Origin of the sequence: Sphingomonas sp. HF-S4 (assembly GCF_032911445.1) — a bacterium.
GTDB classification, from domain to species: Bacteria; Pseudomonadota; Alphaproteobacteria; order Sphingomonadales; family Sphingomonadaceae; genus Sphingomonas; species Sphingomonas agrestis.
In genome coordinates this window covers 1,839,142-1,865,419 of record NZ_JAWJEJ010000001.1, presented here as the reverse complement: position 1 = coordinate 1,865,419, position 26,278 = coordinate 1,839,142, and the positions used below count along the sequence as shown (strand labels likewise).

At 67.0% G+C, this 26,278-nt stretch carries 26 protein-coding genes and 1 tRNA gene; 11 read left to right on the top strand and 16 right to left on the bottom strand.

Annotated elements, in window-relative coordinates; genetic code table 11:
• Positions 1–16 precede the first annotated feature (16 nt).
• Both RZN05_RS08100 and RZN05_RS08095 read left to right on the top strand, forming a co-directional pair.
• Positions 17–1,042, top strand: a complete 1,026-nt coding sequence (locus RZN05_RS08100) for an oxidoreductase (protein WP_317226107.1) — start codon at positions 17–19, stop codon at positions 1,040–1,042.
• 96 nt (positions 1,043–1,138) lie between these two features.
• A complete protein-coding gene (locus RZN05_RS08095) occupies positions 1,139–2,740 on the top strand; it encodes a response regulator (RefSeq protein WP_317226106.1) in 1,602 nt (533 codons plus the stop codon).
• Between the two features lie 185 nt (positions 2,741–2,925).
• On the opposite strand, the gene RZN05_RS08090 is transcribed toward RZN05_RS08095, so the two are convergent.
• A complete protein-coding gene (locus tag RZN05_RS08090) occupies positions 2,926–4,977 on the bottom strand; it encodes an NAD(+) synthase (protein ID WP_317226105.1) in 2,052 nt (683 codons plus the stop codon).
• A gap of 342 nt (positions 4,978–5,319) precedes the next feature.
• Here RZN05_RS08090 and RZN05_RS08085 point away from each other — a divergent pair, with 342 nt between their 5' ends.
• A complete protein-coding gene (locus RZN05_RS08085) occupies positions 5,320–7,170 on the top strand; it encodes a HAMP domain-containing methyl-accepting chemotaxis protein (RefSeq protein WP_317226104.1) in 1,851 nt (616 codons plus the stop codon).
• 162 nt (positions 7,171–7,332) lie between these two features.
• Here the strand turns inward: RZN05_RS08085 and RZN05_RS08080 are convergent, their stop codons facing one another.
• The gene (locus RZN05_RS08080; protein ID WP_394804820.1) at positions 7,333–8,004 is read right to left on the bottom strand and encodes a murein L,D-transpeptidase catalytic domain family protein; all 672 of its coding nucleotides are present in this window, start codon (positions 8,002–8,004) and stop codon (positions 7,333–7,335) included.
• Positions 8,005–8,281: 277 nt separating this feature from the next.
• Here RZN05_RS08080 and RZN05_RS08075 point away from each other — a divergent pair, with 277 nt between their 5' ends.
• Positions 8,282–9,001 carry a L,D-transpeptidase family protein gene (locus RZN05_RS08075; protein WP_317226102.1) on the top strand — a complete coding sequence of 240 codons (720 nt, stop codon included), beginning with the start codon at positions 8,282–8,284 and terminating at the stop codon, positions 8,999–9,001.
• A gap of 2 nt (positions 9,002–9,003) precedes the next feature.
• Here the strand turns inward: RZN05_RS08075 and RZN05_RS08070 are convergent, their stop codons facing one another.
• The gene (locus tag RZN05_RS08070; RefSeq protein WP_317226101.1) at positions 9,004–9,666 is read right to left on the bottom strand and encodes a hypothetical protein; all 663 of its coding nucleotides are present in this window, start codon (positions 9,664–9,666) and stop codon (positions 9,004–9,006) included.
• Between the two features lie 203 nt (positions 9,667–9,869).
• Between RZN05_RS08070 and RZN05_RS08065 the strand changes: the two genes are divergently transcribed.
• The gene (locus tag RZN05_RS08065) at positions 9,870–10,115 is read left to right on the top strand and encodes a hypothetical protein (protein WP_317226100.1); all 246 of its coding nucleotides are present in this window, start codon (positions 9,870–9,872) and stop codon (positions 10,113–10,115) included.
• Position 10,116: 1 nt separating this feature from the next.
• Here the strand turns inward: RZN05_RS08065 and RZN05_RS08060 are convergent.
• Positions 10,117–10,193 (bottom strand) — tRNA-Arg (locus RZN05_RS08060).
• 58 nt (positions 10,194–10,251) lie between these two features.
• Between RZN05_RS08060 and RZN05_RS08055 the strand changes: the two genes are divergently transcribed.
• Positions 10,252–10,998 carry a queuosine precursor transporter gene (locus RZN05_RS08055; protein WP_317226099.1) on the top strand — a complete coding sequence of 249 codons (747 nt, stop codon included), beginning with the start codon at positions 10,252–10,254 and terminating at the stop codon, positions 10,996–10,998.
• Positions 10,999–11,083: 85 nt separating this feature from the next.
• A complete protein-coding gene (locus tag RZN05_RS08050; RefSeq protein ID WP_317226098.1) occupies positions 11,084–11,911 on the top strand; it encodes an alpha/beta hydrolase in 828 nt (275 codons plus the stop codon).
• A gap of 13 nt (positions 11,912–11,924) precedes the next feature.
• Here the strand turns inward: RZN05_RS08050 and RZN05_RS08045 are convergent, their stop codons facing one another.
• From RZN05_RS08045 to RZN05_RS08010, 8 genes are all read right to left on the bottom strand, one after another.
• Positions 11,925–12,875, bottom strand: a complete 951-nt coding sequence (locus RZN05_RS08045) for a DUF5996 family protein (protein WP_317226097.1) — start codon at positions 12,873–12,875, stop codon at positions 11,925–11,927.
• A 109-nt stretch (positions 12,876–12,984) separates the two neighbouring features.
• The gene (gene purQ / locus RZN05_RS08040) at positions 12,985–13,650 is read right to left on the bottom strand and encodes a phosphoribosylformylglycinamidine synthase subunit PurQ (RefSeq protein ID WP_317226096.1); all 666 of its coding nucleotides are present in this window, start codon (positions 13,648–13,650) and stop codon (positions 12,985–12,987) included.
• The gene (gene purS, locus RZN05_RS08035) at positions 13,647–13,877 is read right to left on the bottom strand and encodes a phosphoribosylformylglycinamidine synthase subunit PurS (protein WP_317226095.1); all 231 of its coding nucleotides are present in this window, start codon (positions 13,875–13,877) and stop codon (positions 13,647–13,649) included. Before purS ends, purQ begins: the two co-directional genes overlap by 4 nt.
• A gap of 117 nt (positions 13,878–13,994) precedes the next feature.
• The gene (gene purC, locus RZN05_RS08030; RefSeq protein ID WP_317226094.1) at positions 13,995–14,777 is read right to left on the bottom strand and encodes a phosphoribosylaminoimidazolesuccinocarboxamide synthase; all 783 of its coding nucleotides are present in this window, start codon (positions 14,775–14,777) and stop codon (positions 13,995–13,997) included.
• A 111-nt stretch (positions 14,778–14,888) separates the two neighbouring features.
• Complete coding sequence (locus tag RZN05_RS08025; protein ID WP_317226093.1) at positions 14,889–15,884, bottom strand: DUF4349 domain-containing protein; 996 nt, start codon at positions 15,882–15,884, stop codon at positions 14,889–14,891.
• Between the two features lie 228 nt (positions 15,885–16,112).
• On the bottom strand, positions 16,113–17,024 hold the full coding sequence (locus RZN05_RS08020; RefSeq protein WP_317226091.1) for a DUF4349 domain-containing protein: 912 nt from the start codon (positions 17,022–17,024) through the stop codon (positions 16,113–16,115).
• 114 nt (positions 17,025–17,138) lie between these two features.
• Positions 17,139–17,288 carry a hypothetical protein gene (locus RZN05_RS08015; RefSeq protein WP_317226090.1) on the bottom strand — a complete coding sequence of 50 codons (150 nt, stop codon included), beginning with the start codon at positions 17,286–17,288 and terminating at the stop codon, positions 17,139–17,141.
• A gap of 96 nt (positions 17,289–17,384) precedes the next feature.
• Positions 17,385–17,729: a UrcA family protein gene (locus tag RZN05_RS08010; RefSeq protein WP_317226089.1), complete on the bottom strand. Its 345-nt coding sequence runs from the start codon at positions 17,727–17,729 to the stop codon at positions 17,385–17,387.
• Between the two features lie 113 nt (positions 17,730–17,842).
• Between RZN05_RS08010 and RZN05_RS08005 the strand changes: the two genes are divergently transcribed.
• The 3 genes from RZN05_RS08005 (at position 17,843) to RZN05_RS07995 (ending at position 22,861) form a co-directional block, all read left to right on the top strand.
• The gene (locus RZN05_RS08005) at positions 17,843–18,772 is read left to right on the top strand and encodes a LysR substrate-binding domain-containing protein (RefSeq protein WP_317226088.1); all 930 of its coding nucleotides are present in this window, start codon (positions 17,843–17,845) and stop codon (positions 18,770–18,772) included.
• A 66-nt stretch (positions 18,773–18,838) separates the two neighbouring features.
• A complete protein-coding gene (gene parC / locus RZN05_RS08000; protein WP_317226087.1) occupies positions 18,839–21,079 on the top strand; it encodes a DNA topoisomerase IV subunit A in 2,241 nt (746 codons plus the stop codon).
• Between the two features lie 165 nt (positions 21,080–21,244).
• On the top strand, positions 21,245–22,861 hold the full coding sequence (locus RZN05_RS07995; RefSeq protein ID WP_317227589.1) for a putative bifunctional diguanylate cyclase/phosphodiesterase: 1,617 nt from the start codon (positions 21,245–21,247) through the stop codon (positions 22,859–22,861).
• On the opposite strand, the gene RZN05_RS07990 is transcribed toward RZN05_RS07995, so the two are convergent.
• The 4 genes from RZN05_RS07990 to RZN05_RS07975 are packed head-to-tail and all read right to left on the bottom strand — an operon-like array spanning position 22,801 to position 25,702.
• A complete protein-coding gene (locus RZN05_RS07990) occupies positions 22,801–24,021 on the bottom strand; it encodes a CCA tRNA nucleotidyltransferase (RefSeq protein WP_317226086.1) in 1,221 nt (406 codons plus the stop codon). The genes RZN05_RS07995 and RZN05_RS07990 overlap by 61 nt on opposite strands.
• Complete coding sequence (locus tag RZN05_RS07985; protein ID WP_317226085.1) at positions 24,009–24,599, bottom strand: CoA pyrophosphatase; 591 nt, start codon at positions 24,597–24,599, stop codon at positions 24,009–24,011. The genes RZN05_RS07990 and RZN05_RS07985 overlap by 13 nt, the downstream gene beginning before the upstream one ends.
• Positions 24,596–25,162, bottom strand: coding sequence for a DUF1285 domain-containing protein (locus tag RZN05_RS07980; RefSeq protein WP_317226084.1), 567 nt, complete (start codon positions 25,160–25,162; stop codon positions 24,596–24,598). The genes RZN05_RS07985 and RZN05_RS07980 overlap by 4 nt, the downstream gene beginning before the upstream one ends.
• Before the next feature lie 9 nt (positions 25,163–25,171).
• Positions 25,172–25,702 (bottom strand): GNAT family N-acetyltransferase, encoded by a 531-nt coding sequence (locus RZN05_RS07975; RefSeq protein WP_317226083.1) that lies wholly within the window; start codon positions 25,700–25,702, stop codon positions 25,172–25,174.
• A 136-nt stretch (positions 25,703–25,838) separates the two neighbouring features.
• Here RZN05_RS07975 and RZN05_RS07970 point away from each other — a divergent pair, with 136 nt between their 5' ends.
• Positions 25,839–26,210 (top strand): dihydroneopterin aldolase, encoded by a 372-nt coding sequence (locus RZN05_RS07970; protein ID WP_317226082.1) that lies wholly within the window; start codon positions 25,839–25,841, stop codon positions 26,208–26,210.
• Positions 26,211–26,278: the final 68 nt, after the last annotated feature.

Here is a 26,278-nt window from a genome sequence, read left to right as displayed (position 1 = left end):
TGCAAAGGAGCTTCGCATGATCCGCACCGGACTGATCGGCTATGGCCTGGGCGGCATGGCGTTCCACGCCCCGCTGGTCGATGCCGTCCCCGAACTCGAACTCGCCGCGATCGTCACCTCGCGCGCAGAACAAGTGCGCGACCGCTATCCCAGCATGCAGGTGGTGCCCGATGCCGCCACGCTGCTCGCCGATCCGGCGATCGAGCTGGTGGTGATCTCCACCCCCAACGATACCCATGCCCCGCTGGCCCGCGCCGCGATCGAGGCGGGCAAGCATGTCGTGATCGACAAGCCCTTCGCCACCCACGTCGCCGATGCTGAGGCACTGCAGGCGCTCGCCGCGGCGCAGGGGAGGGTGCTCAGCGTGTTCCACAATCGCCGTTGGGACAGCGACTTCCTCACGCTGCGCAGCCTGATCGACCAGGGCCGCATCGGGGAGGTCATGCTCTACGAGGCGCGCTGGGATCGCTTCCGCCTCGGCCTGCGCGACAGCTGGCGCGAGACCGCGGGGCCGGGCGGTGGCGTGCTGATCGATCTCGGGCCGCATCTGGTCGATCAGGTGCTCGCGCTGTTCGGGCCGCCGCGCTCGGTCACTGCCGATATCGGCGCGCAGCGCGAGGCCTCGCAGGTCGACGATTATTTCGAGCTGACGCTGCACTATGGCCGGATGCGCGCCATCCTCTCCTCCGCGGCGATCGTCCCGGCGCCGCGCCCGCGCTTCGCGGTGCACGGCACTAAGGCGAGCTTCGTCAAGCATGGCCTCGATCCGCAGGAGGCGCAGCTTCGCGCCGGTGCCCGCGCCGATGCGCCCGATCACGGCGTCGAGGATCCGGCGACCTATGGCGCGCTGATCGCCCCCGACGGCAGCCACATGGTGGTCCCGTCCGAGCGCGGCGACTATCGGCGCTATTATTCGGGCGTGGCCCAGGCGATCGCGCAAGACACCGCCGCGCCGGTTTCTCCCGGCGATGCGGTTGCCGGGCTGCGCATCATCGAGCTGGCGCGGCAGAGCGCGGCGGAGGGGCGAACCTTACCGTTCTGATACGCCCTTACTCGGGCGTTTTACGTAGGGGTCACAATCGGGTAACGGGCCTATAGGGGATGGATCGCGGCAACGTCCGCAGCATAGGATTCTTGGATGCTGAGCCTTCTGGTTGCGTCGTCGACCGGCAGCTACGCGCCGCACGGCGCATCGATGGCGTGGCGGTCCGATTTGCTGTGGGGCAATATCCTTGCCGACGCGGTGCTTGCGGTCGCCTATATCGCGCTCTCACTGGGCCTTGCGGTATTGATCCGCCGCCGCAGCGACTTCGCTTTTGGGTGGATATTCTGGTGTTTCGCCGCGTTTTTGATGGCAGGCGGCGTTGCACATTTAATCAGCATCTTGACTTTGTGGCATCCTTTCTATGCGTTGGAGACAGTCATTAAGGGTGTTGCCGCCGCCGCGTCGATCGCGACGGCGGCTGCGCTATGGCCGCTCGTTTCCAGGGTAATCTCGATGCCGTCCCGCGCTCAACTCACTGCTGCGAATGCCGAGCTCGAAGCGCTGGTGAAGGAGCGCGACTCGGCGCTTGCCGAGCTGCGCCATCATGTCGAGCAGCGCCGCGAGCTCGAGGAAGCTCTTGCCCAGTCGCAGAAGCTCGAGGCGATGGGCCAGCTCACCGGCGGCATCGCCCATGATTTCAACAATCTGCTCCAGGCGGTGGCGGGCAATCTCGAGCTGATCGCGCGCAAGCCCGACGATATCGATCGTGTCGTCGGCTGGAGCGCGAGCGCGCTCAACGCAGTCGAACGCGGCCGTTCGCTCACCAGCCAGCTGCTCGCCTTTTCGAGCAAGCGCCGCGCCGATTTCGATGCGGTGCGGCTCGGCGAGCTGGTCGGCGGGGTCAAGGACCTGATCGAACGCGCAGTCGCCCCGCTCTGCCAGGTGAAGATCGAGCGGATCGATCCGGGCCTCAATGTCGAGGTCGATCCCCTCCAGCTCGAAATGGCGATGCTCAACCTCGCGTTCAACGCGCGCGATGCGATGCCTGAAGGCGGGACGCTCACCATCTCGGCCGAACGTCGCAGCGGGACGGTCGCGCGCGATCTGCCGCCGGGCGACTATGCCGCGCTTACCCTGTCAGACACCGGGATCGGCATGCCGCCCGAGGTCCAGGCGCGCGCGGTGGAACCCTTCTTCACCACCAAGGGCGAGGGCAAGGGCACCGGCATGGGGCTCGCCGCGGCCTCGACGATGATCCAGCGCTTCGGCGGCACGCTCGCGATCGAGAGCGTCCAAGGGGAGGGAACGTCGATCACCTTGTTCCTGCGGATCGCCACCACGCAGCCGCGGCGCGTCGTCGGCGACGATTCCCGGTCGGATGCGCGGATCGACCTGTCGCGTTGCACAATCGCGCTGGTCGATGACGATGCGCAGGTCCGTGGTTCGCTGCGCGACACACTGATGTCGGCGGGCGCGACAGTCGAGGAAGCGGCCGAGGGCAATGCCGGGATCGAGCTCGTCCGGCGGCTGAAGCCCGATCTTCTGGTGGTCGACTTCGCCATGCCGGGGCTCACCGGTGCCAATGTCGTCCGCAAGGTGCGCGAAGAACACCCCAACCTGCCCGTGATTCTGGTCACCGGCTATGCCGATTCGGAGAAACTCGATTCGCTCACCGGCCCGCAAGTGGTGGTGCTGTGGAAGCCCTTCGAGGCCCAGGAACTGCTGCGCAAGGCCGTCGGCCTGCTGCGCCGCTAGGGCGTGCTGGGGATTCCCGTCCCTGAAGGGAGGGGCCGTGGTGGGTGCGCGCGTCCGCGCGCTTACTAAAGACTCATCGAACGGTTCGGCAGAACAGCCACGGTCGAGGCATCAAGCCTCGCCCGAGGCTAAACCCACCCCCTAACCCCTCCCTTGCAGGAGGGGGGAATTGGATGTCGTACCCGCTAGGGCAGCGCTTTCCGCAATTCCGCGATCCACGCCGTCGCCACGCTGTCCGAAGGCGCGCGCCAGTCGCCGCGCGGGCTGAGCGCGCCGCCGGCCGATACCTTGGGCCCGTTGGGCATCGCCGATCGCTTGAACTGGCTCGTCTGGAAGAAGCGGAACAGGAAACGCTCGAGCCACAAGGCGATGGTCTCGAGGTCGTAGGCGTTGCGGCCGGCTTCCGGGAAGTCGATCGGCCAGCGCCCCGCTTCGCAGTCGCGCCAGGCGTGCCAGGCGAGGAAGGCGATCTTCGACGGCCGCAGGCCATGCCGGACCACGTAATGCAGGAAGAAGTCGTTGAGTTCATAGGGCCCGATGCGGTCCTGGGTGCTCTGCATCCTGCCCTCGGCATCGGCGGGGACGAGTTCCGGCGAGATCTCGGTATCCAGGATCGCGCTTAGCGTCGCCGCGGCATCCCCGGTGAACTGGTCGGTCTGGACAGTCCAGCGGATGAGATACTGGATCAGCGTCTTGGGCACGCCGGCATTGATGCCGTAATGGCTCATCTGGTCGCCCACCCCATAGGTGCACCAGCCCAGAGCGAGTTCCGACAAGTCACCAGTGCCGAGCACGAACCCCTCGCGCTGGTTGGCGAGGCGGAACAGATAGTCGGTGCGCAGGCCCGCCTGGACGTTCTCGAAGGTCACGTCATAGACCGGCTCTCCCTCGGCGAAGGGGTGGCCGAGGTCGCCCAGCATCTGGCGAGCGGCCGGGCGGATATCGATCTCGTCGCCGGTTACGCCCAACGCGCGCATCAGTGCCCAGGCATTGGCCTTGGTCGCCTCGCCGGTGGCGAAACCGGGCATGGTGAATCCGAGAATGTCGGCGCGGGGACGGCCGAGCCGGTCCATCGCCTTGCATGCGACGATCAGCGCATGCGTCGAGTCGAGCCCGCCCGACACCCCGATGACGAGATGCTTGCTGCCGGTGGCGTCGAGACGTTTCCGCAGCCCCTCCACTTGGATGTTGAACGCCTCGTAGCAATCCTCCTCGAGCCGCGAGGGCGTGTTGGGGACGAAGGGGAAGCGGCGCAGCGGGCGGATCAGCCCGCGGTCGGCGAAGTCGGGCTGGTGCTCGAAACCGATGCGGCGGAAGCGCGTCTCGGGATGGCCGGCGTGGCGCGCTGCGTCGTTGAAGGTGCCGTTGCGCAGCCGCTCGAGCCGCAGCCGCTCGAGGTCCAAATCGGCATAGACGATCTCGGTCGTCAGCTCGAAGCGTTCCGAGCGGGCTAGCAGTTCGCCCTGTTCGTAGATCAGCCCCTGGCCATCCCAGGCGAGGTCGGTGGTGCTCTCGCCAGGCCCCGACGCCGAATAGAGATAGGCCGAGAGCGTGCGTGCCGACTGTGCCGCGCAGAGCAGCTCGCGCTCGCGGCCCTTGCCGACGACGATGTTCGAGGCCGAGAGGTTGCACAGCACCAGCGCGCCGGCGAGCGCGCCTTCGGTCGAGGGCGGGGTGGGCGCCCAATAGTCCTCGCAGATCTCGATATGGAAGACGAAGTCGTCGAGGTCGCTCGCGGCGAAGACCAGGTCGGCGCCGAACGGCACGGTCTGCCCAGCGAGGGTGATGTCGAGCCCCGTCAGGCCAAGCCCCGAGGCAAACCAGCGCTTCTCGTAATATTCGCGGTAATTGGGCAGATAAAGCTTGGGCACCACGCCGAGGACGCGCCCGCGCGCGATCGCCACCGCGCAATTGTACAGCCGCCCGTTGCGGCGCAGCGCGGCGCCGACGAGCAGCACCGGCTTGAGCTTGGCGCTCGCCGCGACGATCGCGGCGATGCCGGCTTCGGTCGCGTCGAGGATCGCGTCCTGCAGGTGCAGGTCGTCGATCGCATAGCTGGTGACGTTGAGCTCGGGGAAGACGAGCAGGTCGGCACCCGCGGCGTCGCCCTGCTGCGCGAGTTGGATCGCAGATGCCGCGTTCGCCGCGGGATCGGCGACGGTGACCAAAGGCGTGCAGACGCCCGCGCGGATCATCCCCTGGCGATGCAGTGCAAAGAAGGGATGGGACTTCGCCATCACAGCGCCTCCGGCAGCGTTTCGGTCATGCAAGGAGTCCTAGTCTGCTGCGGGGGCGGATGCCAACCCGGCGTGGTGCCGGCGGGTCGCTGCGAATTTGGCGCACGGCGCCGCGACAGACTGCTCTTCGTCAACAAAGATCAAATCACGCGCCGGTTGATGGTCTTGTGCAGTTGAGCCGAGAAGATGTGGAGTCTGCCTATAGTGAAACACACCAGACATATTTGATTTGACTCTAAAAGTACGCGGCATTGCAACTAGATCACTATGGTTAACCTATAAAGTGTCTGACGGGCGTTCGCGCTCGCCGATGTTCACACATAATCTCAGGATGCGATTTCCGTGATACAAACGTTCAACAGCTGGCGCCTGTCGACGAAGATGCTCGTCTCCTTCGCGATCATTGGCCTTGTCCTTTCGAGTGTTGCCGGCGCGGGGATGCTCGCCATGTCCGAGATGGGAGCGATCGCCACCCGGCACGTCGAGCGCGGCATCGCAGGAACCGAGGCGCTGGGGCGCCTGATGTCGGCGCTGCGCGAGCATCGCATCATCATTTGGTCTCAGATGAACGCAAGCTCCGCCGAGGAAGAGGCGGGCTATGATGCGAGGCTCGAGAAGAACAAGGGGACGCTGGCCACTGCGATCAAGGACTATGAGCCGCTTGCGGGCGAGTTCACGCCGCAGGTCGAAGCACTGAAGGCCCAGGTCGCGAAGCTCGACGAGGTCAATGCGCGCATCTTCGAGACCAAGCACCGCCAGGGCGTCGCCGCGGCGCTGCCGCTGGTCAAGGGGGAGGGCCGCAACGTCTCCACCAAGGCGCTCGAGGCTGCCGAGGGGCTGGTCTCACTGCAGAAGCAGCGCGCGCACGACAATAACGAGAAGGGCCAGGACTATGCGTCGCGCGCCTTCTTCTTCGTCATCCTGCTTTCGGCCTTCGGCCTGAGCGCGCTGTTCGGCATCTGGCGCCTGATCACCCGCACCGTCTCGACGCCTATGGCCGAGCTGTCGACTGCGACCAAGACGCTTGCCGAGGGTGGCGATGCAGTCGTGCCGCATCGCTCGCGCAGCGACGAACTGGGCGAAGTCGCCCAGTCGGTCGAGATGTTCCGTATTGCCGCCGTCAACCGTGCCGAGGCCGACGCGCGTGCCGCCGCCGAGCAGCAGGTCGTGACGTCGTCGCTGCGCGACGGGCTCGATGCGCTGACCAATGGCGATCTCACTGCGGTGATCACTGCCGACTTCCCGGCCGGCTATGCACAGCTCAAGACCAACTTCAACGACGCGCTGGGCAGCCTGCGTACGCTGATCGGCGCAGTGACCGAAGCGACGGTGTCGATCCGTACCGGATCGGGCGAGATCGCCCAGGCCTCCGAGGAACTGGCGCGTCGCACCGAAGCCAATGCCGCGAGCCTCGAAGAGACCTCGGCCGCGGTGGCGCAGATGGACGGCCGCCTCAAGGCGACCGCCGAAGCCGCCACCCGCACCGTCGGCCGTGCGGACGGCGCGATCGGCACCGTATCCGAAGGCCGCGCTATCACCGACGACGCGGTCCAGGCGATGACTCGCGTGGCGGATTCGGCCAAGGGCATCGACAGCGTCATCGAAGGCCTCGACAAGATCGCCTTCCAGACGCGAGTCCTCGCGATGAACGCCGCGGTCGAAGCCGGCCGCGCCGGCGAGGCGGGCCGTGGCTTCGCGGTCGTCGCCGATCTCGTCTCGGCGCTGGCGATGCGCGCGGAGGAAGAAGCCGGTCGCGCGCGCGACCAGCTCACCGCGACGCAGAACGAAGTCGTCGCTGCGGTGGAGATGGTCCAGAAGGTCGATGGCGCACTCGCCAACATCGCGGGCGATGTCAGCGAAGTTCACACCCTGCTCGGCCAGATGGCGACCGACAACCAGGCCCAGTCGACCGCGATCACCCAGATCAGCGTCGCGATCGGGACGATGGACCAGTCGACCCAGCAGAATGCCGCGATGGTCGAGGAAACCTCGGCTGCCTCGCGCAACCTCAATGTCGAAATCTCGGTGCTGAGCGAGCAGGCATCGAAGTTCAATGTCGGCGGCGAGCCGGCAGCGCCGCGCACACGCCCGACGGCGAGTTCGGCGAAGGGCAAGGCCTATGTCTCGCCGGTCAAGGCACTCCCGGTGACGGCGATGGCCGAAACCGCCACGAGCGACTGGGCGTCGTTCTAAAAACGGAGCCTTGCTATCGGAACCGCCTCCGCCCGGCCTCGGCCGCGGCGGGGGCGGTTTTGCTTTGTCGGGCGAACGTCGCACTGCGCTCTCTGTACCGCGTAGCAAAACGCCCCCGGCGCATGGCCGAGGGCGTGGGATGATAACGCGGGTGGGGAAGGATCAGACCTTGGCGGAGTAGATCATCCGGCCCGGGCCGAGCCGCTCGAACACCTTGGCGAGTTCGCGCTCGCCGACCGCGAAGCAGCCCTGGCTGCGGCCGAGCTTGCCGTGCTTGGCGATCATGTCGGCATTCGAATACCAGGCCGAGTGCACGACGATCGCCCGATCGAACGCATTGTTGTTGGTCGGATCGAGCCCAAGCAGGCGCTGCGAATCGCCATGCTTGCCGACATAATAATCTGAGGTCAGGAATGCGCCCTCGCTGGTGGCTTCCGAATTGACGGCGTTCGAGAAGCTGTGAAGCAGCCCGGTATGCTCGGGATCCGATCCGATGCCGTGCGCGACGAGGTAGCTCTGCACTTCGCCGCTGCCCAGGCTCACGATGTGGAAGCGCGGGCGATGCGAGGGCGTGGCGAAATCGGCGATCGCGATGCGATCGTGCGAGGCGATGCGTACCGAATGCCGGTCGAGCGCCGCGATGGCACGCTTGAACAATTCCGGGCGAATATTGCCAGGCGCGGTGCGCGTCGACTTGACGACCTGGGGCGCTGCGGGGATCGGCGAAGGCTGTGGAACCGGAACGATCGGAGCCGGTGCGGCTGCCAGGTTCAAGGTCCTGGTCGCGCAGGCCGAGACCACGGCACCGCTGGCCATCACAAGCGCCGACCGCATCAGCGTGCGGCGCGTCTGCACCGAATCGAGAATTTGCGTCACTAAGCCACCCGCTACCCGTTGTGCTCTGTCGTTGTACCAGAGCTTATCTTTCATATGGGGTAACGTCCGGCCCGTTGCCGGCAACTCACCGCAATCGCTGCCCATTTCATCGAGTCGAGCGCCCGCGACGGAACAAAGTCGCACGGGTTGAAGCGATTCGCGCGCGGCGCCGAATTAGGTTAACAAACCTTTAAGAAGGTGGGGCGGGCATCCCGCGACAAAAGGAATATCGGTCATGAACCTTGGCGCGCGCATGGCGCTTGTGATCGTGGGAGTGGCGTTCGGATGCGCTTCGCCGGCGACGGCGCAGCCGCTGGTTGCGGCCGATCACTCGGCGATCCGCAGTCTCAAGCCCGGCCAGTCGCATTGGTTCGAGACCCCCGAACTGGTCAAGGCCGGCACGAGTGCGGCGGCGCCGGTACGCCTCGTCATCGCGATCCGGCAGCAACAGGCGCTGGTCTATCGCGGCGATCGGCTGGTCGGCATCACGACGGTGTCGACCGGCGCGCCGGGTTATGAAACGCCGCTCGGCGAATTCACCATCCTCGAGAAGAAGGTGTTCCACCGCTCCAATCTCTACAGCAATGCGCCGATGCCGCATATGCAGCGGCTCACCTGGGGCGGGATCGCGCTCCATGCCGGCCCGCTGCCGGGCTATCCCGCGTCGCATGGGTGCATTCGCCTGCCGCGCGAATTCGCCCGTCAGCTTTATGACCTGACCGCCAAGGGCGGCACGGTGCGGATCGTCGATGACATCTCGGACGCGCCGTTCGCTGCGCCTGTCGAGCCGTTGCTCATCGCGGACACCCGCAGCCTGCGCACGGTGACCACCAGTTACAACCCAACGGCACCGCTGCTGGTCGCGGAAACGCGCAATCTGGGCGGCGAAGCCTATGACGTGCTCACGATGAGCGACGACGCCCCGGCAGGGCCGGGGCGCCGCGGCGCGCGTTAGGCTCAGTTCGGACCCGTCTCGACCGTCGTCGTGGTGGTGGTCGTCGCGGTCGGCGCAGGCGAAGCCTTGCGGGTGGTCTTGCGGACCGTGGTCTTCTTGCGCGCGCTCGAATAGGTCCGCGCCGGGGCGGTGGTCTGCTCGACCGTGGTGACCGTACTCGCCTGCTGCTGCGCAGCGGCGGCGCGGGCGGCCGCCGCTTCGGCGGCGGCAGCCGAATTAGCAGCGGCCTGCTGCGCCTGGGCAGCGCGCGCCTCGGCCGAAGCCGCGGCCTCCTGCGCAGCGACGCGCTCGCTGGCCTCGGCATTGGCGACGGCCTCGGCGTTCAGCCGCGCGTCCCGCTCGGCCGAAACTGCCTGGCTCTTGTGCACTTCGGCTTCCTCTAGCGCCTGATCGGCAAGGCTCGAGGCGCGGCGGGCTTCCTGGATCGTCGAATCGCGATGGTCGCGGGCGAGTTGATCGCGGGCGACGCGCAGCGATTCCTGGGCGCGTCCCATCGCCTCGGAGGCATGGGTCGTCGCGCCGGCTTTCTCCGCCGCCTCGACCTTGGCGGTGGCTTCTGCGACGGCGGTGCGCGCCCGGTCGATCCGGCTCTGCGCGAGCGACGGCGTCGCCATCAACAGCGCGGCGATACCCGCGCCCTGCAGCATCAGTTTCATGTTTCGCATTTTTGCAACTCCTCGTTGCCCCGGCCGCCGAACGGGCACGGCTGATCTAGGTTGCCAGGACGACGATGAGCCGGTGCCGGCTGTCGACGAGGCGCATATTCGGCGACTGCGGCATCCTGCTCGACGTAGCGTGCGGCTTGCAACCGACCACGCAACCGCCGCATTAGCGGCTCGTTGAAGCATGGCGCATCAGAAGGAAGACCATGAGCAAGAAGCCGCCTATCCCCGCCGAGAACCAGTCCCCCTATCCGGTCGAGGAACCGCCCCACGATCATGTCGAGGACAATGAGACGGTCGCGATTGTCCGCGAGATGGCGGCCGCCAAGCAGCGCCGTGGCAACGGCCCCAACGCCCGCCAGCTCGGCATCGGCGCCGCGGTCGGCATCGGCTCTGCCGCGATCGTCGCGGGGCTGCTCTATTGGCGCGGAGGCCGCAAGGACGGGAAGTAACTGGCGCGCCCGGTTGGATTCGAACCAACGACCACAGGCTTAGAAGGCATGTGCTCTATCCAGCTGAGCTACGGGCGCGCGCGGCATGCCTCTGCCACGGATTGCGCGGCGGCGAAACCGGCATCATACATCGTTCATGAGCGAGGGGGCTGAACGACCGGCACAGGTCGCCGCGCATGCCGTGGCAGGCGGGCATTTCCGCTATTACGACTTCGTCATGGCAGCGTTCGTCGCGATCCTGCTGCTCTCCAACGTGCTCGGTGCGGGCAAGGTCGCGCAGGTCTGGCTGCCCGGCCTGGGCTATTGGCCGTTCGGCGCGGGAATCCTGTTCTTCCCGCTTTCCTATGTGATCGGCGACGTGCTGACCGAGGTCTATGGGTATGCGCGCGCGCGCCGCGTCATCTGGGCGGGGACCGGCGCGGTGCTGTTCATGGCGCTGATGTCGTGGGTTGTCGTCGCGCTGCCGCCGGCGCCAAGCTGGGGCAACCAGGCGGCGTACGAGACGATCTTCGGACAGGTGCCGCGGATCGTGCTCGCCTCGGTCTGTGCCTTCTGGGCGGGCGAGCTGGTCAATTCCTATGTTCTCGCCAAGATGAAGCTGTGGACCCGGGGACGGATGCTGTGGGCCCGCACGATCGGATCGACCTTCGCGGGGCAGGCGATCGACAGCCTGATCTTCTACCCGCTCGCTTTCTGGGGCGCCGAGGGCTGGACCACCGAGCTGGTGGTGCAGGTGCTGTTCACGCAATGGGCGCTCAAGGTCGGTTGGGAAGTGTTGCTGACGCCGGTGACCTATGCGGTGGTCGGCTTCCTCAAGCGGCGCGAGGGCGTCGACGTCTATGACGAGGGCACGAATTTCACGCCCTTCGCCACGCGGGTCTGATGCGCTGCGGCGCTGTGCAATCTGCGCACTTGCATGTCCTTGCAGTTTCGGAACAGTCTGTCGCTGTCATTGACGGGAGGACTGCATGGCTGCCGAGGAAGCGACATTCGCGAGTGCGGGCGGGGTGAAGATTTTCTACCGGACTTGGCAGCCTGGGGGTGAGCCCCGCGCGGTGGTGGTCATTTGCCACGGCGTCAACTCGCATGGTGGACAGTATCTCTGGGCGGCCGAGCAGTTCGTCGATGCCGGCTATGCCGTGCTCGCGCTCGACCTGCGTGGGCGGGGGCGTTCGCAGGGCGAACGCTTCTATGTCGAGGACATCGCCGAGTATGTCGCCGACGTCGCCGGGACGATCGGGATTGCCAAGGCGCGGTTCCCCGGATTGAAGGTTTTCCTGCTCGGGCACAGCGCAGGCGGGGTGACCTCGGCGAGCTATGTGCTCGACCACCAGGCCGAGATCGACGGGTTCATCTGCGAGAGCTTCGCGTTCCAGGTGCCGGCGCCCGGCTTCGCGCTCGCTGCGATCAAGGGGTTGAGCCACATCGCTCCCCGGCTTGCGGTGCTCAAGCTCAAGAACGAGGACTTTTCGCGCGATCCGGCCGCGGTCGCCGCACTCAATGCCGATCCGTATATCAAGGACGAGACCCAGCCCGCGGCGACGGTGGCGGCGCTGGTGCGTGCCGACGAGCGGCTACGGGCGGAATTCCCAACGATTACGCTGCCGATACTCATCCTGCACGGCACTGCGGACAAGGCGACGGTGTGCGAGGGCAGCGTGTTCTTCCATGAGACCGCCGGATCGGCGGACAAGACGCTCAAGCTCTACCAGGATCATTATCACGACCTGCTTGCCGATATCGGCAAGGAGGAAGTGATGGGGGACATCAAGGCGTGGCTGGAGGCGCACCTCTAGCCGGGGCGGGTACCTAGCCCGCCGACACCGCGCGCGGCTTGCGAGGGATGCCGGTGGCGCATTCGAGCGCGGCGCGATCCCATCCGGCCAGGTCCGCCGCCGCTTCGTACGTCGACTGGAGGAAGCGCATCAGTTCGCCTTCGGGGTCGGCGCTGGTCCGTACTGCCTCATAGGATAGCAGGAACTCGCCGAGCCTGGAGTCGAAGCGGGCAGCGGCGGGGGCGGCGGACCGCTCGGAAAAGCCTTGAGGCGTGGGATAGGCGTAGGAATAGAACATCGGCTCGTCGACACCGCCGCCGCCGGGCCAGAATCCGGCGGAGGAAACCTCGTGGCTATAGGCCTCTCGCGTCACGTCGTCGGGGAGGCCGGGCACGCCGCCCGGATGCGGCGGCGCGCCGCGGCCCGAGAAGCGCGTGACGGCGACGTCGAACGAGCCCCAGAACAAATGCACGGGCGAGACCTTGCCGAGGAAACCGGTACGGAACTGCTGAAAGACGCGCTCGATATGCGTGAGCGCAGTGTGGAACCGCTCAACCGCCTCGCGGTCATAGGGGCGCGGCGCGCGGTCCTCGGCGAAGGGCCTCGCATCGGGAATTTCGTTCGGCGTGCCGTGGATGTCCATGCGGCCGCCGAGCCGATCGACGAGCGCGGTAGTCCTTTCCAGGAAGTCGGCAGTGGACATCGCTTCCAGCGCGAACTGCTCGCGTTGGTGGGGTGTCTCGCCGATCAGCGCGTGCGCGCGGAGATCGAAGCTCAGGGTAATGGGGAGGGGGCCGTCCGAGATCGGCCCAGTCGTCAGGCCGCGCGGCGTGATGTAGAGCGTGGCGTGCCAAGAGTGATTAACCCAGGGCGTGTGCGCCAGCCGGTATTTGCCGACGATCTGCGTCCAGCGATGGAGCGCGGCGCATGTTTCCGCCCAATCGGGATAGGGCAAGGCGGGCCATGCGGTGCTCGCGTCGTTCATGATCGGCTCCCCTTGATGTAAGCGGCACCCTCGCACAAATGCGCGACGCTTGTGAGGTGTATTCTAGTACCTGGAAGACCAAGCGCGCCAAACGCCCGGCAGGCCGAAATCAGGCGACGGCTTCGAGCAGTCCCTCGAACAGGCGGCGGCCCTCGGTGCCGCCATGCGCGGCTTCGATGCGGCGCTCGGGGTGGGGCATCATGCCGAGCACGTTGCCGGCCTTGTTGAGCACACCGGCGATATTGCGCGCCGAGCCGTTGACGTCCTCGGCATAGCGGAAGGCGATGCGGCCTTCGCCTTCGAGCGCGTCGAGCGTCGCGGCATCGGCGAAGTAATTGCCGTCATGATGCGCGACGGGGACGGTGATCGTCTCGCCGGCCTGATAGCCGCTGGTGAAGATCGACTGGCTGTTGTCGACGGTGAGCGCGACGTTGCGGCAGACGAAATTCAATCCCGAATTGCGCATCAGTGCGCCGGGGAGCAGCCCGGTCTCGGTGAGCACCTGGAAGCCGTTGCAGATGCCGATTACCGGGACGCCGCGCTCGGCCGCCTCGACCACCGCGCGGACCACCGGCGAACGTGCCGCGATCGCGCCGCAGCGCAGGTAATCGCCATAAGAGAAGCCGCCCGGTAGCGCGATCAGGCCAATGCCCGAAGGCAGTTCGCTCTCGCCGTGCCAGACCATCGCCGGGGCGGTGCCGGTCACGTCCTCGAGCGCGGTCGCGATGTCGCGGTCGCAATTAGAGCCGGGGAAGACGATGACCGCGGTCTTCATTGCTTTTCGACCCGGTAGTTCTCGATCACGGTGTTGGCGAGCAGCTTGCGGCACATCTCGTCGATCGCTTCGTCGCTCGCGTCGTCGGCGACGTCGAGCTCGAAGATCTTGCCGGCGCGGACGTCGTCGACGCCTTCGAAGCCAAGGCCTGCGAGCGCGTGCTGGATGGCCTTGCCCTGGGGGTCGAGCACGCCGTTCTTCAGGCTGACGATGATGCGGAGTTTCATGAGGGCAGCCCTATGGCCGGGTGGACCGAGTCTCGCAATCGGAAATAGCCGCGCGGATACGGAAAAGGGGCGCGGAAGATGCCCTCCGCGCCCCTTATGTGCCGTAGCCGGCCCTGCTTACTTGCCGCGGCGCTTGCGGTGGCTTTCGAGGTCGAGCACCGCGGAATCGGCGTCGCCTTCGGGGAGCAGGCCAAGGCGGCGGGCGACTTCCTGATAGGCTTCAACTTCCCCGCCAAGATCGCGGCGGAAGCGGTCCTTGTCGAGCTTCTCGCCCGAGGCGATGTCCCACAGGCGGCAGCCATCGGGACTGATCTCGTCGGCGAGGATGATCCGGGCGTAGTCATTGTCCCAGATGCGGCCGAACTCGAGCTTGAAGTCGACCAGGCGGATGCCGATCCCGGCGAACAGTCCCGAAAGGAAGTCGTTCACGCGGATCGCCATGTCGGCCATGTCGTGCAGCTCTTCCTGCGCGGCCCAGCCGAAGGCGAGGATATGCTCGTCGGTGACCATCGGGTCGCCGAGCGCGTCGTCCTTATAGTAATATTCGACGATCGTGCGGGGGAGGGGGGTGCCCTCCTCGATGCCGAGGCGCTTGGCGAGGCTGCCGGCGACGACGTTGCGCACCACGACTTCGATCGGGACGATCTCTACCTGGCGGATCAACTGCTCGCGCATGTTGAGCCGGCGGATGAAGTGCGTGGGGATGCCGATCCCGGCGAGCAGCGTGAAGACATGCTCGGAGATGCGGTTGTTGAGCACGCCCTTGCCGCTGATCGTGCCCTTTTTCTGGGCATTGAACGCCGTCGCGTCGTCCTTGAAATACTGGATCAGCGTACCCGGCTCCGGACCCTCGTAGAGGATCTTTGCCTTGCCTTCGTAGATCTGACGGCGGCGTGCCATGTCGGCTTGTACCCCATGAAAAGCGTGGCCCCGGCGGTGCGGCAAAGGACCGCACGGCTGCCGGGGCCGTGGAAGGTCCGGGCCTATAAAGCACGGCGTGTTGCGGTGCAATCACGCTTCGGCGGGTGGGGGCGGCCTCCGGCTGTACCAGCGCCGAACGAGCAGGACGCCGGCGCCGAAGATCAGCGCCCAGGGAGTAAGGAAGATCAGTACGATCAGCAGGTTGCGGCCAACGGCATAAACCGCCGCCGCGGATGCGACCACCGCGTCGCCGAGCCGGCCCGAGGGTTCGCGCGGCGTCGGCTCGATCGCGGTGGCGGGCGTGTAGGTGATCGTGAACTGCGACATCGCGACGCGGGTACGCAACTGGCCGAGCCAGCCCTTGGCCTGGTCGAGCTCTTCCTGCGCCGCGGCGACGCTGCGCTCGGCCTCGACCAGCTCGGCGACGCGGCCCTGGCGGTTGCGCAGCATCCCGGTCAGCCGGGCGACGAGGATCTCGCGCTGGCGGATTCGTGCCTCGGTATCGACCATGTCCTTCGAAACATCGTCGGCTGTGATCGTGGTCTCGACTGCGCGGCCGCCCGCCGCAGCGATTGTCCTAGCCAGATCGTCGCGGAAGCGCTGCGCGATGCTGCTCGCGACACGGAGCTGGAGGTTGGCGTTGGCATAGCCTTCGTCCGAATTGCCGTTGCGCATCGCGATGAGCTGACAACGTGCGGGCCCCGCGTCCCGGCAGAGCGCGAGATGCGCCTGCTGCGCGTCGGCGATTCGCGGGCCGGCGAGGCGGAAGCCCAGGCGATAGGCGTAAGCGAGCTGGGGCACGCTGACCGCGATCGGATCGGCGGGAGCGATCTCGGAAGCGGCGCCGCTTTCGCGGGGCGGGGCGGGGATCAAGGCCATGCTCGGGGAAGCCGGGACGTTTCGGGACGCGGACGGGGGCGGGGCCGCCATTGCCGGCGGTTCCTCCACGGCCATCGATGACAGTTCGAGCGGCGGAGCCTGCATCTCGCGGCCGGATCGGCTGGTCTGGATCAGCATCAGGCACGCGCTGAGTACGACCAGCGCGGCAGCGCCGCCTGACAGGACCATGATGAACCGCCTGCGCATGCCATCCTCTCCTTCATTATGTAACGATACAACATCACAATCTTCAGCAAGGCAACTGGGTGAAGAATTGCTGATGTCTAGAAAGGGGAGGGCGTCTCCCTCTCCCCATCGGGGAGAGGGCGGGGGGAGAGGGGCAGTGCGGCTTGATGCCGATCGATTGGGGAGGACGCGCACGTTATGCCCCTCTCCCAACCCTCTCCCCGATGGGGAGAGGGCTATGATGCCGGATTACGCCTCGCTGGCCGCCACCCGGCGGCGGCGCAGTGTGCGGTATGCCAGCACCGGCAGCGCGGCGAGGGTGAGCCAGGGTAGCAGGTAGATCGCCAGCGACAGGAAGAAGCGCAGGCCGACGGTGAACACCGCGCCCGAGCCCTGTGCCGCCTCGCCGAGATAGGTGCCGAGGTTCTGCGCCGAGGCAGTGGGGACGATCGCGGCATAGCGGATCTCGAACTCGGACATGGCGACACGGCCCTTGAGCTCACCCAGCCAGCCGCGCGCCTGATCGAGTTCCTCCTGCGCCTGCGCGACGCTGCGCTCGGTGTCGAGCAGGTCGGCGGTCCGGCCGGTTCGCTTCCGGAGCAGTTCGGTAAGCCGCGCGACGAGCAATTCGCGCTGGCGGATGCGCGCTTCGGTGTCGACGATCTGCTTGGAAACCTCGTCGGTGGCGATGTTGGCATTCTCGGGACGGCCGCCGGCCTCGGTCACTTCGTGATCTAGCAGCACCTGAAAGCGGCGAGCCTCGGCAGTGGCGACGCGAAGCTTGAGCTTGGCGTTGCTCGCCTGTTCCTCGCCGACGCCGCGTTCGAGCCCGAGCAACTGGCAGCGCGCTGGTCCCATCTCCTCGCACAGGTCGCGATGCGCGTCCTGTGCGGCGGCGATCTTGTCGCCGGGGAGGAGGTAGGAAAGGGCATAGGCATAAGTGAGCTTGGGGAGCGAGACGGGGAGCTTAGGCGGCGTCTCTGCCCCCGGCTTCTGCGCCACCCGCGCTTGCTGGGCCGGAACTTCGGTGACGACCGACTCGGCCGCGGTGGGAACATCGGACTGCTCGGTTCGCCCCGAATTGCCGTCATTGGCGGAACAGGCGGCAAGCGATGCCGCGGCGGCAACGGCGACGAGATGCTGGGGAGTGAAGGCACGCATGGGCATTCTCCTGCAATGAGGATGATATGCCATCACATGCGTGGGAAAGCGTCAAGCCACATTCTTGCCACAATTTGGGCAAGAATGTGGCAATGCCTGTTCTGGGATTGCGTGCTAGCTCCCGTGCCGTTCCCAGGGGGCGTCGAACTCGATCGCGACAAGGCATTCGAATGCTTGGAGAATATCGCCAAAGAAGTGAGCGATCCCGCCGCTCAGATCGGCATGGTGTTGGGCCCAGACGGAGCTTTCATAATCCTTGGACATGGTGCCTTCTCCTTTTTCGAGAAACGGGTTCCATCAGTTAGGCTTGTGGGAAAAGGGCGAGCGGCAAGGCCGCTCGCAGGTTGCCGCCGAGCGAGGCTATCGGGAGCCGGCGGGTTTCGAAAAGCCGGTCCGGTCCGCCGTCGCGAAGCGGGCCGAAAGGGTTGCCGCAGCGACGGCGCGGTTGCGCAGGGGCGCGGTTCGAGCGAGCGATTCGGAACGGCAGCGCAAGCCGGTCAGCGACTTGATGTGCCGGCCCGTCACTTCATCCGCGCACAATTTCTTCACAGCACGGGAGATGCGACGATCGAGGGTTGCCCGACCTTCCGGGCGCGAGAGATCGAGATCGGCATGGCGAACCTGCAGCGATGGCGGACGCTGCGGTCCCACTGCCTGAGGGGCGGGGGTGGCGAGCGCGGCGAGTGCGGAGAGGATGATCAGCATGGTCGTTTCCTTCGAGCCTGCCCTCTGCGGCAGCCCCTGCCATGTGCGCCCGACAGCGGCGGCGCGCCAACAAATCGTTGGACTTGATAAATAAGTACAGCTTATTGGTTCGCATGCGCCAGATCCCCCCGCTCGCCGCTGTCCGCGTGTTCGAGGCAGCCGCACGCCACGGCAATTTCACCCGCGCCGCCGAGGAACTGGGAATGACCCAGGCGGCGGTGAGCTATCAGATCAAGCTGCTCGAGGAGCGGCTGGGCGCGGCGCTGTTCGCGCGGCAGGGGCGCGCCGTGGTGTTGAGCGACCTCGGCCGGCGCATCGCGCCACAGGTCACCGGGGCGTTCGACGCGATGGGCGATGCCTTCGCCTCGGTGCGGACCGAATCCGAGAGCGTGCTGACCATCGCCGCGCCACGTACCCTCGCCACCAACTGGCTGGCGGCACGGCTGGGGGCGTTCCAGCTGCTGCGGCCCGAGCTCGCGGTGCGGCTGTTGGTCAGTGACGAACTGGTCGATCTGGCCGGTGGCGACGCCGATCTTGCGCTGCGCGGCGCGAGCGGAGCGACGCCCGGGCTTTGCGCGCATTTCCTGATGCGAATGACGGTGACCCCGCTCGCCAGCCCTGCATTCCTGGCCCAGCATACGCACGTCGAGGCGCCCGCCGATCTGCTGCGCCTGCCGCGTATCTCGCCGGAGGACGATTGGTGGGATCTGTGGTTCGGCGTGGCGCTGGGCGATGGAGTCGATCGCGGCCAGGCGTCTGGGATCCGCTTCGACTCGCAGGTGCTCGACGGTAATGCTGCGATCGCCGGGCACGGGCTGGCGATCCTCAGCCCACCGATGTGGCAGCCGGCGATCGATGCCGGACTGCTCGTCCAGCCGCTTCCACACTATGCCATGTATCGAAACAGCTTCTGGCTGATGTATCCCGAGGCCAAGCGCAACCTCCCCAAGATCCGCGCCTTTCGCGACTGGTTGCTCGGCGAAATTGCGCATCTGGCGCGCAATGATCCGATGGCCGCTTTCGTGGCACCCGACCCCGCCTGACCGGCGGGAACGCGCAGTGAACATCGGCTTGGCCTTGCGGGCTACTCCCTGCTATCTCCTCCTGCGATGACTCTCGATACCGAACTGGTCGACCCGTCCGGCCCTACCGACGTCCCCTTCGATAGCGCGCTTTCGGAGCGCTATCTCGTCTACGCGCTGTCCACGATCACCGCGCGCTCGCTGCCCGACGTTCGCGACGGGCTCAAGCCGGTGCACCGCCGGCTGCTCTGGGCGATGCGGCTGCTCAAGCTCGATCCGGCGAGCGGCTACAAGAAATGCGCGCGCGTCGTCGGCGATGTGATCGGTAAGTACCACCCGCATGGCGATCAGTCCGTCTATGACGCGATGGTTCGCCTCGCCCAGACCTTCGCGCTGCGATACCCGCTGGTCGACGGGCAGGGCAATTTCGGCAATATCGACGGCGATAACGCTGCGGCCTATCGCTACACCGAGGCGCGGCTGACCCAGGTCGCGATCGACCTGATGGCCGGGCTCGACGAGAATTCGGTCGATTTCCGCGCGACCTATAACGGCGAGGAGGAAGAGCCCGAACTCTTCCCCGGCCTGTTCCCCAACCTGCTCGCCAATGGCGCTGCGGGGATCGCGGTTGGCATGGCCACCTCGATCCCGCCGCACAACGCCGCCGAGTTGATGAACGCCGCGGTCGCGCTGATCGACAATCCCGCGGCGAACGTCCTCGACTATGTTAGCGGGCCCGATTTCCCGACCGGCGGCGTCGTGGTCGACAGCCCGGCGGCGATCGCCGAGGCCTATGCCACCGGACGCGGCTCGTTTCGGGTGCGCGCCAAGATCCAGCGGGTGGGCGAGAAGGGCGGCGGCTGGCACCTCGTCGTCACCGAGATTCCGTACGGCGTCCAGAAGGGCAAGCTGATCGAGGGGATCGCCGAGCTCATCAACGAGAAGAAGCTGCCGATCCTCGGCGATGTCCGCGACGAATCGGCCGAGGACATCCGCATCGTGATCGAACCGCGCAGCCGCACGGTGAGCTCGGAAGACCTGATTCACGGGCTCTATCGGCTGAGCGACCTCGAAGTGCGCGTGCCGCTCAACCTCAACGTGCTCGACAAGCACCGCACGCCGCGGGTGATGAGCCTGCGCGACGCGATCGCGGCGTGGGTGGAGCACCAGTTCGTCGTGCTGCGGCGTCGCTCGGAGCACCGGCTGAGCAAGATCGCGGATCGGCTCGAACTGCTCGGCGGCTATATCATCGCCTTCCTCAACCTCGACCGGGTGATCGAAATCATCCGCACCGAGGACGAGCCCAAGGCAGTGATGATGGCCGAGTTCCAGCTCACCGACCGCCAAGCCGAGGCGATCCTCAACATGCGGCTGCGCAGCCTGCGCCGGCTCGAAGAAATGGAGCTCAAGCGCGAGCGCGATGCGCTGATGAAGGAGCAGGGCGAACTCGAGACGCTGCTGTCGTCGGACGCGCGCCAGCGCACGCGGATGAAGCGCGATCTGGGCAAGATGATCGAGCGCTATGGGCTGGAGACTCCGCTCGGTGCCCGACGCACCGCGATCGCCGAGGCGGCGCCCACGCGCGAGATCCCGCTCGAGGCGATGATCGAGCGCGAGCCGATCACCGTGATCCTGTCGCAGCGCGGATGGATACGGGCGATGCGCGGGCATGTCGAATTGGCATCGGCCGAGACGCTCAAGTTCAAGGAAGGCGACGGCCCGCACTTCGCCTTCCACGCGCAGACCACCGACAAGCTGTTGCTCGCCGCCGACAATGGGCGCTTCTATACGCTGGGCGGCGACAAGCTGCCCGGCGGGCGCGGGTTCGGCGAGCCGGTGCGGCTGATGCTCGACCTGGAAGGCGAGCGCCAGATCGTCGCGTTCCTGCCGGCAAGCAGAGCAAGCAAGCTGCTCGTCGCGGCGAGCGACGGGCGCGGCTTCGTGGTCAATGTCGCCGACGTGATCGCCGAGACGCGCAAGGGCAAGCAGGTGGTGACGCCGCGCGCCGGCGCGCAGCTCAAGCTGGTCCGCCCGATCGGGCGCGAGGACGATGCCGTCGCCGCCGTGGGCGACAACCGGAAGATGCTGGTCTTTCCGCTCTCCGAAGTCGCCGAGCTGGCGCGCGGGCAGGGAGTGCAGCTCCAGCGCTATCGCGACGGCGGGCTTTCCGACGTGCGCACCTTCAAGATGGAGGAGGGCCTGAGCTGGGCGATGGGCGGCGAGAGCGGCCGGACGCGCAGCGAGACCGACCTGTCGGCATGGCGCGCGGCGCGCGGTGCGGCGGGACGCATGGCGCCCAACGGCTTCCCGCGGGACAATCGCTTCTGAAAACGGGGCGGCGCGGATTATTCCGGGCTTCAGCGCAGTTTAACCAATTCCGGTTAGCGCTGAAGCAAGATGGCATTCGGGAAGCTCAAGCCAAGTCCGGTCGCACTCGTGGAACCTCCGCGGGACGATGCCGTGTGCGCGATCGATCCCGTTCAGGCGAGCCTGATGCTCGACCTGCTGCCAGTGCCTGCCGTGGTGGTGGCGCTGGAAGGCGGCAAGTTCCATTTCCGCGCGCTCAACCGGCCGTTTCGAATCGCCGGGTTGGGGACGACTGCCGCCGAATCGCCGCTGGTCCGGCTGCTCGGCACCCAGCTTCGCCGCTTCCTCGAATCGGACGAGACGCATCGCGAGATCGCCTGGCAGTTCGGCGAGGAAGTCGATTGCCGCTATTTCCGAGTCACCTTCGCGCGCCGCGCGGCGCAGCTGGCGAGCGGCCGATGCCTGGTGACGCTGGTCGACCAGACTTCGGAGCTGCGCACCGAGCACAGCCTGCGCCGCGAAATGGCGACCGACAGCCTGACCGGCTTGCCCAACCGCACCGGGTTCGGCGACCAGCTTGAGGCGATGATCGGCGAGGACGACGCCGAGCGCTTCGCGGTGCTGGTGGTCAACCTCGATCGGTTCAGCCGCGTCAATGCCGTGATGGGCGGCCTGACCGGCGACGAGCTGCTGATCTCCGTCGCGCGGCGTTTGAAGGGCGCGCTGCGCGGCCGCGACATCCTCGCGCGCATGGGGGGCGACGAGTTCGGCGTGCTGCTGACGCTCGACGACGGTCCCGATGACGCGCTCCAGGTCGCCAAGCGGATCCAGGCGGCGCTCGCCTCGCCGTTCCGTCTTTCCGATTTCGAGATCCGCGTCGAATGCTCGATCGGCATCGCGCTCGGTGCCGACAATCGCGGCGAGCCCGAGAACCTGATCCGCCATGCCCAGTTCGCGGTGAAGCGCGCCAAGACCAGCGGCCGCACCGAACTCTACCATATCCGCGCCTTCGACATTGCCCGCGAGCAGTTCGGCATCGAGACCCAGCTGCGCCGCGCGATCGAAAATGGCGAGATGACGCTGAGCTACCAGCCGATCTGCGACCTCGGCACCGGCAAGCTGGTTTCGTTCGAGGCGCTGGCGCGCTGGACCACCGAACGCGGAGTCGCGCTGTCGCCCAACGACTTCATCCCGGTCGCCGAGGAATCGGGGCTGATCGTTCCGCTGGGCCGCTGGGCGATGGGCGAGGCGGCGCGTACGCTGGCCAGCTGGGACCAGGCGGCTGGGGGGGATTGCGGGGTCAAGGTCGCGGTCAACCTGTCGGCGATCCAGCTTCAGCGCGACCGGATCCCCGAGATGGTCCAGGCGGCGCTCGAGCAGCACGGCATATCCGGCTCGCGGCTGACGCTCGAGCTGACCGAGAGCGCGATCGTCAGCGATCCCGACCGGATCAGCCGGACGATGCTGGCGCTGAAGGATCTCGGCACCACGCTGGCGATGGACGATTTCGGCACTGGCTATTCGAACCTCGCCTATCTCCAGAAGCTGCCGATCGACCAGCTCAAGATCGATCGCAGCTTCGTCTCGGGCATGCTTGCCGACCGCGACAAGATCGCGATCGTCCGCGCGGTGCTCAGCCTCGCGCAAGCGCTGGGTATGGAGACCACTGCCGAGGGGATCGAGACCAACGAGCTGGCACAGACACTCGCCGCGTTGGGCTGCACTTATGGCCAGGGCTATCTTTATGCGCGGCCACTCGAGCCCGACGCAGCCTGGTCGCTGATGCTCGCGCGCAACGCCTGAGCCACGACGTCGTCGGCGAGTTGCACGACGCGATCCTCGCCGGGAAAACCCTCTTGGATCCAGCGATCCTCGACCGCGCGCAGGGCGCGGGCGACTTCCGGCCCCTTGGCGAGACCGCGCGCCACCAGCGCGCCGCCAGTGAGCGGTAGCCGAGGTGCCTGCCACGATTCGATCTCGGCAACCTCGGCGATCGGGCGATCCGAGAGCAATAGCTGGTCGAGCGCCGAATCGATGCCCAGCCGATAGGCAAGGGGCTTCGCGGCGCCCTGGGGCTGCGCCACCGCGGCGATCAGCCGCTTGCGCTCGGCATTGGACAGCTTGAGCCGCGCGCCGATCTGATCGGCGAGCTGGGCATTTTCCGGCAGCAGCGCGGCAAGGCGGCGGAGCGGATGCGGCGCGATCCCGGCTTCGCGCTCGCGCTGCGCGAGCTGGGCGAGTCGATCGGCGGAGACGATCTCGGGCAGCACGGGCTCGAATACCCCGCGCTCGAGCATCATCCGCACCACGCGCACGGCGTCCTTCGCGACGAGCAGCTTGAGCAGTTCGTCGCGGATACGCTCGCGCGACAACGCCATCAGGTCTTTCGATCGGGCTACGCAGGCGTCGAGACCCTCGGGATCGGCGCGGTCGCCGAAGCGGGCGAGGAAGCGGAAGAAGCGGAGGATGCGAAGGTGATCCTCGGCGATACGCTGGAGCGGATCGCCGATGAAACGGACATGGCGCGCCTCCAGGTCGGCGAGGCCGCCGAAATAGTCATAGATCGCGCCAGTGCGCGGATCGGCATAGAGCGCGTTGATCGTGAAGTCGCGGCGCGCGGCATCCTCGCGCCAATCGTCGGTGAAGGCGACGGTGGCACGGCGGCCGTCGGTCGAGACGTCGCGGCGCAAGGTGGTGACTTCGACCGGGCCGCTTTCGAGGACGACGGTGATCGTGCCGTGTTCGATCCCCGTCGGCACCGCGCGGATCTGCGCGGCGCGGAGCAACTCGAGCACCCGCTCTGGGGGCAGCGGCGTGGCGAGGTCGATGTCCGAGACAGGGATGCCGAGCAGCGTATCGCGCACCGATCCGCCGACGAATCGCGCGTCGCCGAGCACCTCGACCAGCCGGTCGAGTCCTTCGCGGTGGCGCCATTCGGCGGGGGGAAGAGTCAGGCGGTCCAACGGAGTCTCCGCGAAAGGTTGACGATCATCGCCGCGGTGGCGCCCCAGATGCGGCGATCGCCCCAGAGGATCTCGTAATAGCGCCGCTCGCGACCCTGATAGGTGGCAGTCGCCTCTACCTGGTTGGCGGGGTCGAGCAGGAAGGCGAGCGGGACTTCGAACACCGCGGCGACTTCGGCCTCGGCAGGCACCAGCGTCAGGTCGGGTGGCACCACCCCTACGATCGGCGTGACCTCATAGCCCGTCACAGTGCGGTAGCGGTCGCCGGTGCCGATCACCTGCACCGCCGATGGCGGCAGTGCGATCTCCTCTTCGGCCTCGCGCAGCGCCGCGCCGATGGGGCCGTCGTCCCCGGGGTCGATTCGCCCGCCGGGAAAGGCGACTTGCCCCGGATGTCGCCGCAGCGATTCGGTGCGCTGGGTGAGGATCACGCCGGGCTCGGCGCGATCGGTGACCGCGACGAGCACCGCGGCGGGATTGCCTGCGATGTCGGGGTCGAAGTCGAAATGGTCCCCGGCGAGCAATATCGTCTCGTGCGGACTGTTTAGCGCCGCACGCAGCCGGTCGGCAAGCGTCACGCGTCGGGTTCCAGCGCGAAGAAGGTGCCGTTGCTCCATAGTCCCGGCGGACTACTGCCGTTGGCGAGCGCGATTTCGACGAGTTCGTAATAGACCGGGCGCGCGATCAGCGCCTCCAGCCCGCGGCGGACATGGAGATAGGGCCTGGGGCCGTCGTCGCGTGTGTCGAAACGCAGTGCATGCTCCGGGCCGGCGGCGACCAAGTCGCCGGTGTTGAGCCGGAAAGCGAGCTTCATCGCCGCGCCTTCACCCTCGACCTTCATCTCCACTGCGGTGAAGGGCGCGTCCTCGACCTCGATGTCGAGCTTCTCGACCGGGGTGACGAGGACGAAACGGCCGTCGGGCTCGCGGCGCAGGATCGTCGAAAAGAGGCGGACCATCGCGGCGCGTCCGATCGGCGAGCCCTGGTGATACCAGGTGCCGTCGCGCGCGATCCGCATCTCGCTGTCGCCGCAATGGGCGGGGTTCCAGCTTTCGACCGGGGGCAGGCGATTCGCTTCGGCGAGCCGGGCGATCTCGGCGAGCGACAGGCTGGCGAGATCGGGGGGCGGCGGCATCGGCATGCGGGTTCGTTAGGCGCGCGCGCGCCCGGGCTCAAGTCGCGGGCCCAGCATCCCCGGACAATCGGGCACCCGATCACCGCGCGCGAGCAGCCGGCGCGGCTCGAACGGCCCGGGGAGCCGCCAGCCTGCGGTCCGCTCGGCAGTGAAATCGAAAAAGCGGCCATAATATTCGGGATCGCCAACCAGCATCAGCGACTCGCAGCCCTCGGCCGGGCAATCGGGGACCGCGTCGAGCATCCGCTCCATCAGCGCGCGGCCGATGCCGCCTTGCTGCCGCTCGGGCGCGACGGCAACCGGGCCGACCATCACCAGCGGCACCACGGCGCCGTCGTCGCAAGCCAGCGCGACCGGCCAGCACTGGATCGTGCCGAGCAGCGTGCCATCGGCATCAAGCGCGGCAAAGCTCAGGTCGGGGACGGGGAGGGTCCCGCCGCGCACCTGATATGCCGTGCGGGTGCGTCGCTCCGGGCCGAAGGCGCGGTCGAGCAGCGCCTCCACGGCCTGGGGGTCGGCAACGGCCAGCGGCACCAATGCGATCACGTCGTTTCCTCGGCATCCGGCAACGCCGCCGGGGCCGCGCGCTTTAGCGGGGTGCTGCGCGCGCGCAAGGATTAATGGGATGGCGCCCGCGGCTTCCCAGCCTTAGAGGGGCGCGGTTTCCACGAAAGGCGATTACTTGCGCGACCTGCTCCAGCTCGAGGTGCACGACCTAGAAGTCGAGGTGCTCACCGGGATCTATTCCGAAGAGACGCATCTGCCCCAGCCGCTGCGCATCTCGGTGACCGCCGATCTCGACATGCCCGAGCGCTTCGCGCCCGATACGCCGCTCAGCGCTTCGAAAAGCTATATCGACCTCAAGCACGCGGCGACCGCGGGGCTGCCCAAGGACGTGCATTTCACGCTGATCGAAGCGGTGGCCGAGCATGTCTGCGAGACGCTGTTCGTGTCGGACAAGCGCGTCCAGCGCGTCGAGGTGCGAATCGTCAAGCTTGCGATCGCCGAGCAAGGCGAATCGATCGGCATCACGATGGTGCGCCATCGGCGGTAGGCCTGCAAACTCCCCTCCCTGCTTGCAGGGAGGGCCTGGGGGTGGGTGCGCGCGTCTGCGCGCCCAAA

Coding starts and splice junctions, on each gene's coding strand:
- RZN05_RS08100 (WP_317226107.1), top strand. CDS start 17: ATGATCCGCACCGGACTGATCGGCTATGGCCTGGGCGGCATGGCGTTC.
- RZN05_RS08095 (WP_317226106.1), top strand. CDS start 1,139: ATGCTGAGCCTTCTGGTTGCGTCGTCGACCGGCAGCTACGCGCCGCAC.
- RZN05_RS08090 (WP_317226105.1), bottom strand. CDS start 4,977: ATGGCGAAGTCCCATCCCTTCTTTGCACTGCATCGCCAGGGGATGATC.
- RZN05_RS08080 (WP_394804820.1), bottom strand. CDS start 8,004: ATGCGGTCGGCGCTTGTGATGGCCAGCGGTGCCGTGGTCTCGGCCTGC.
- RZN05_RS08075 (WP_317226102.1), top strand. CDS start 8,282: ATGAACCTTGGCGCGCGCATGGCGCTTGTGATCGTGGGAGTGGCGTTC.
- RZN05_RS08070 (WP_317226101.1), bottom strand. CDS start 9,666: ATGCGAAACATGAAACTGATGCTGCAGGGCGCGGGTATCGCCGCGCTG.
- RZN05_RS08065 (WP_317226100.1), top strand. CDS start 9,870: ATGAGCAAGAAGCCGCCTATCCCCGCCGAGAACCAGTCCCCCTATCCG.
- RZN05_RS08055 (WP_317226099.1), top strand. CDS start 10,252: ATGAGCGAGGGGGCTGAACGACCGGCACAGGTCGCCGCGCATGCCGTG.
- RZN05_RS08050 (WP_317226098.1), top strand. CDS start 11,084: ATGGCTGCCGAGGAAGCGACATTCGCGAGTGCGGGCGGGGTGAAGATT.
- RZN05_RS08045 (WP_317226097.1), bottom strand. CDS start 12,875: ATGAACGACGCGAGCACCGCATGGCCCGCCTTGCCCTATCCCGATTGG.
- purQ (WP_317226096.1), bottom strand. CDS start 13,650: ATGAAGACCGCGGTCATCGTCTTCCCCGGCTCTAATTGCGACCGCGAC.
- purS (WP_317226095.1), bottom strand. CDS start 13,877: ATGAAACTCCGCATCATCGTCAGCCTGAAGAACGGCGTGCTCGACCCC.
- purC (WP_317226094.1), bottom strand. CDS start 14,777: ATGGCACGCCGCCGTCAGATCTACGAAGGCAAGGCAAAGATCCTCTAC.
- RZN05_RS08025 (WP_317226093.1), bottom strand. CDS start 15,884: ATGCGCAGGCGGTTCATCATGGTCCTGTCAGGCGGCGCTGCCGCGCTG.
- RZN05_RS08020 (WP_317226091.1), bottom strand. CDS start 17,024: ATGCGTGCCTTCACTCCCCAGCATCTCGTCGCCGTTGCCGCCGCGGCA.
- RZN05_RS08015 (WP_317226090.1), bottom strand. CDS start 17,288: ATGTCCAAGGATTATGAAAGCTCCGTCTGGGCCCAACACCATGCCGAT.
- RZN05_RS08010 (WP_317226089.1), bottom strand. CDS start 17,729: ATGCTGATCATCCTCTCCGCACTCGCCGCGCTCGCCACCCCCGCCCCT.
- RZN05_RS08005 (WP_317226088.1), top strand. CDS start 17,843: ATGCGCCAGATCCCCCCGCTCGCCGCTGTCCGCGTGTTCGAGGCAGCC.
- parC (WP_317226087.1), top strand. CDS start 18,839: ATGACTCTCGATACCGAACTGGTCGACCCGTCCGGCCCTACCGACGTC.
- RZN05_RS07995 (WP_317227589.1), top strand. CDS start 21,245: ATGCTCGACCTGCTGCCAGTGCCTGCCGTGGTGGTGGCGCTGGAAGGC.
- RZN05_RS07980 (WP_317226084.1), bottom strand. CDS start 25,162: ATGCCGATGCCGCCGCCCCCCGATCTCGCCAGCCTGTCGCTCGCCGAG.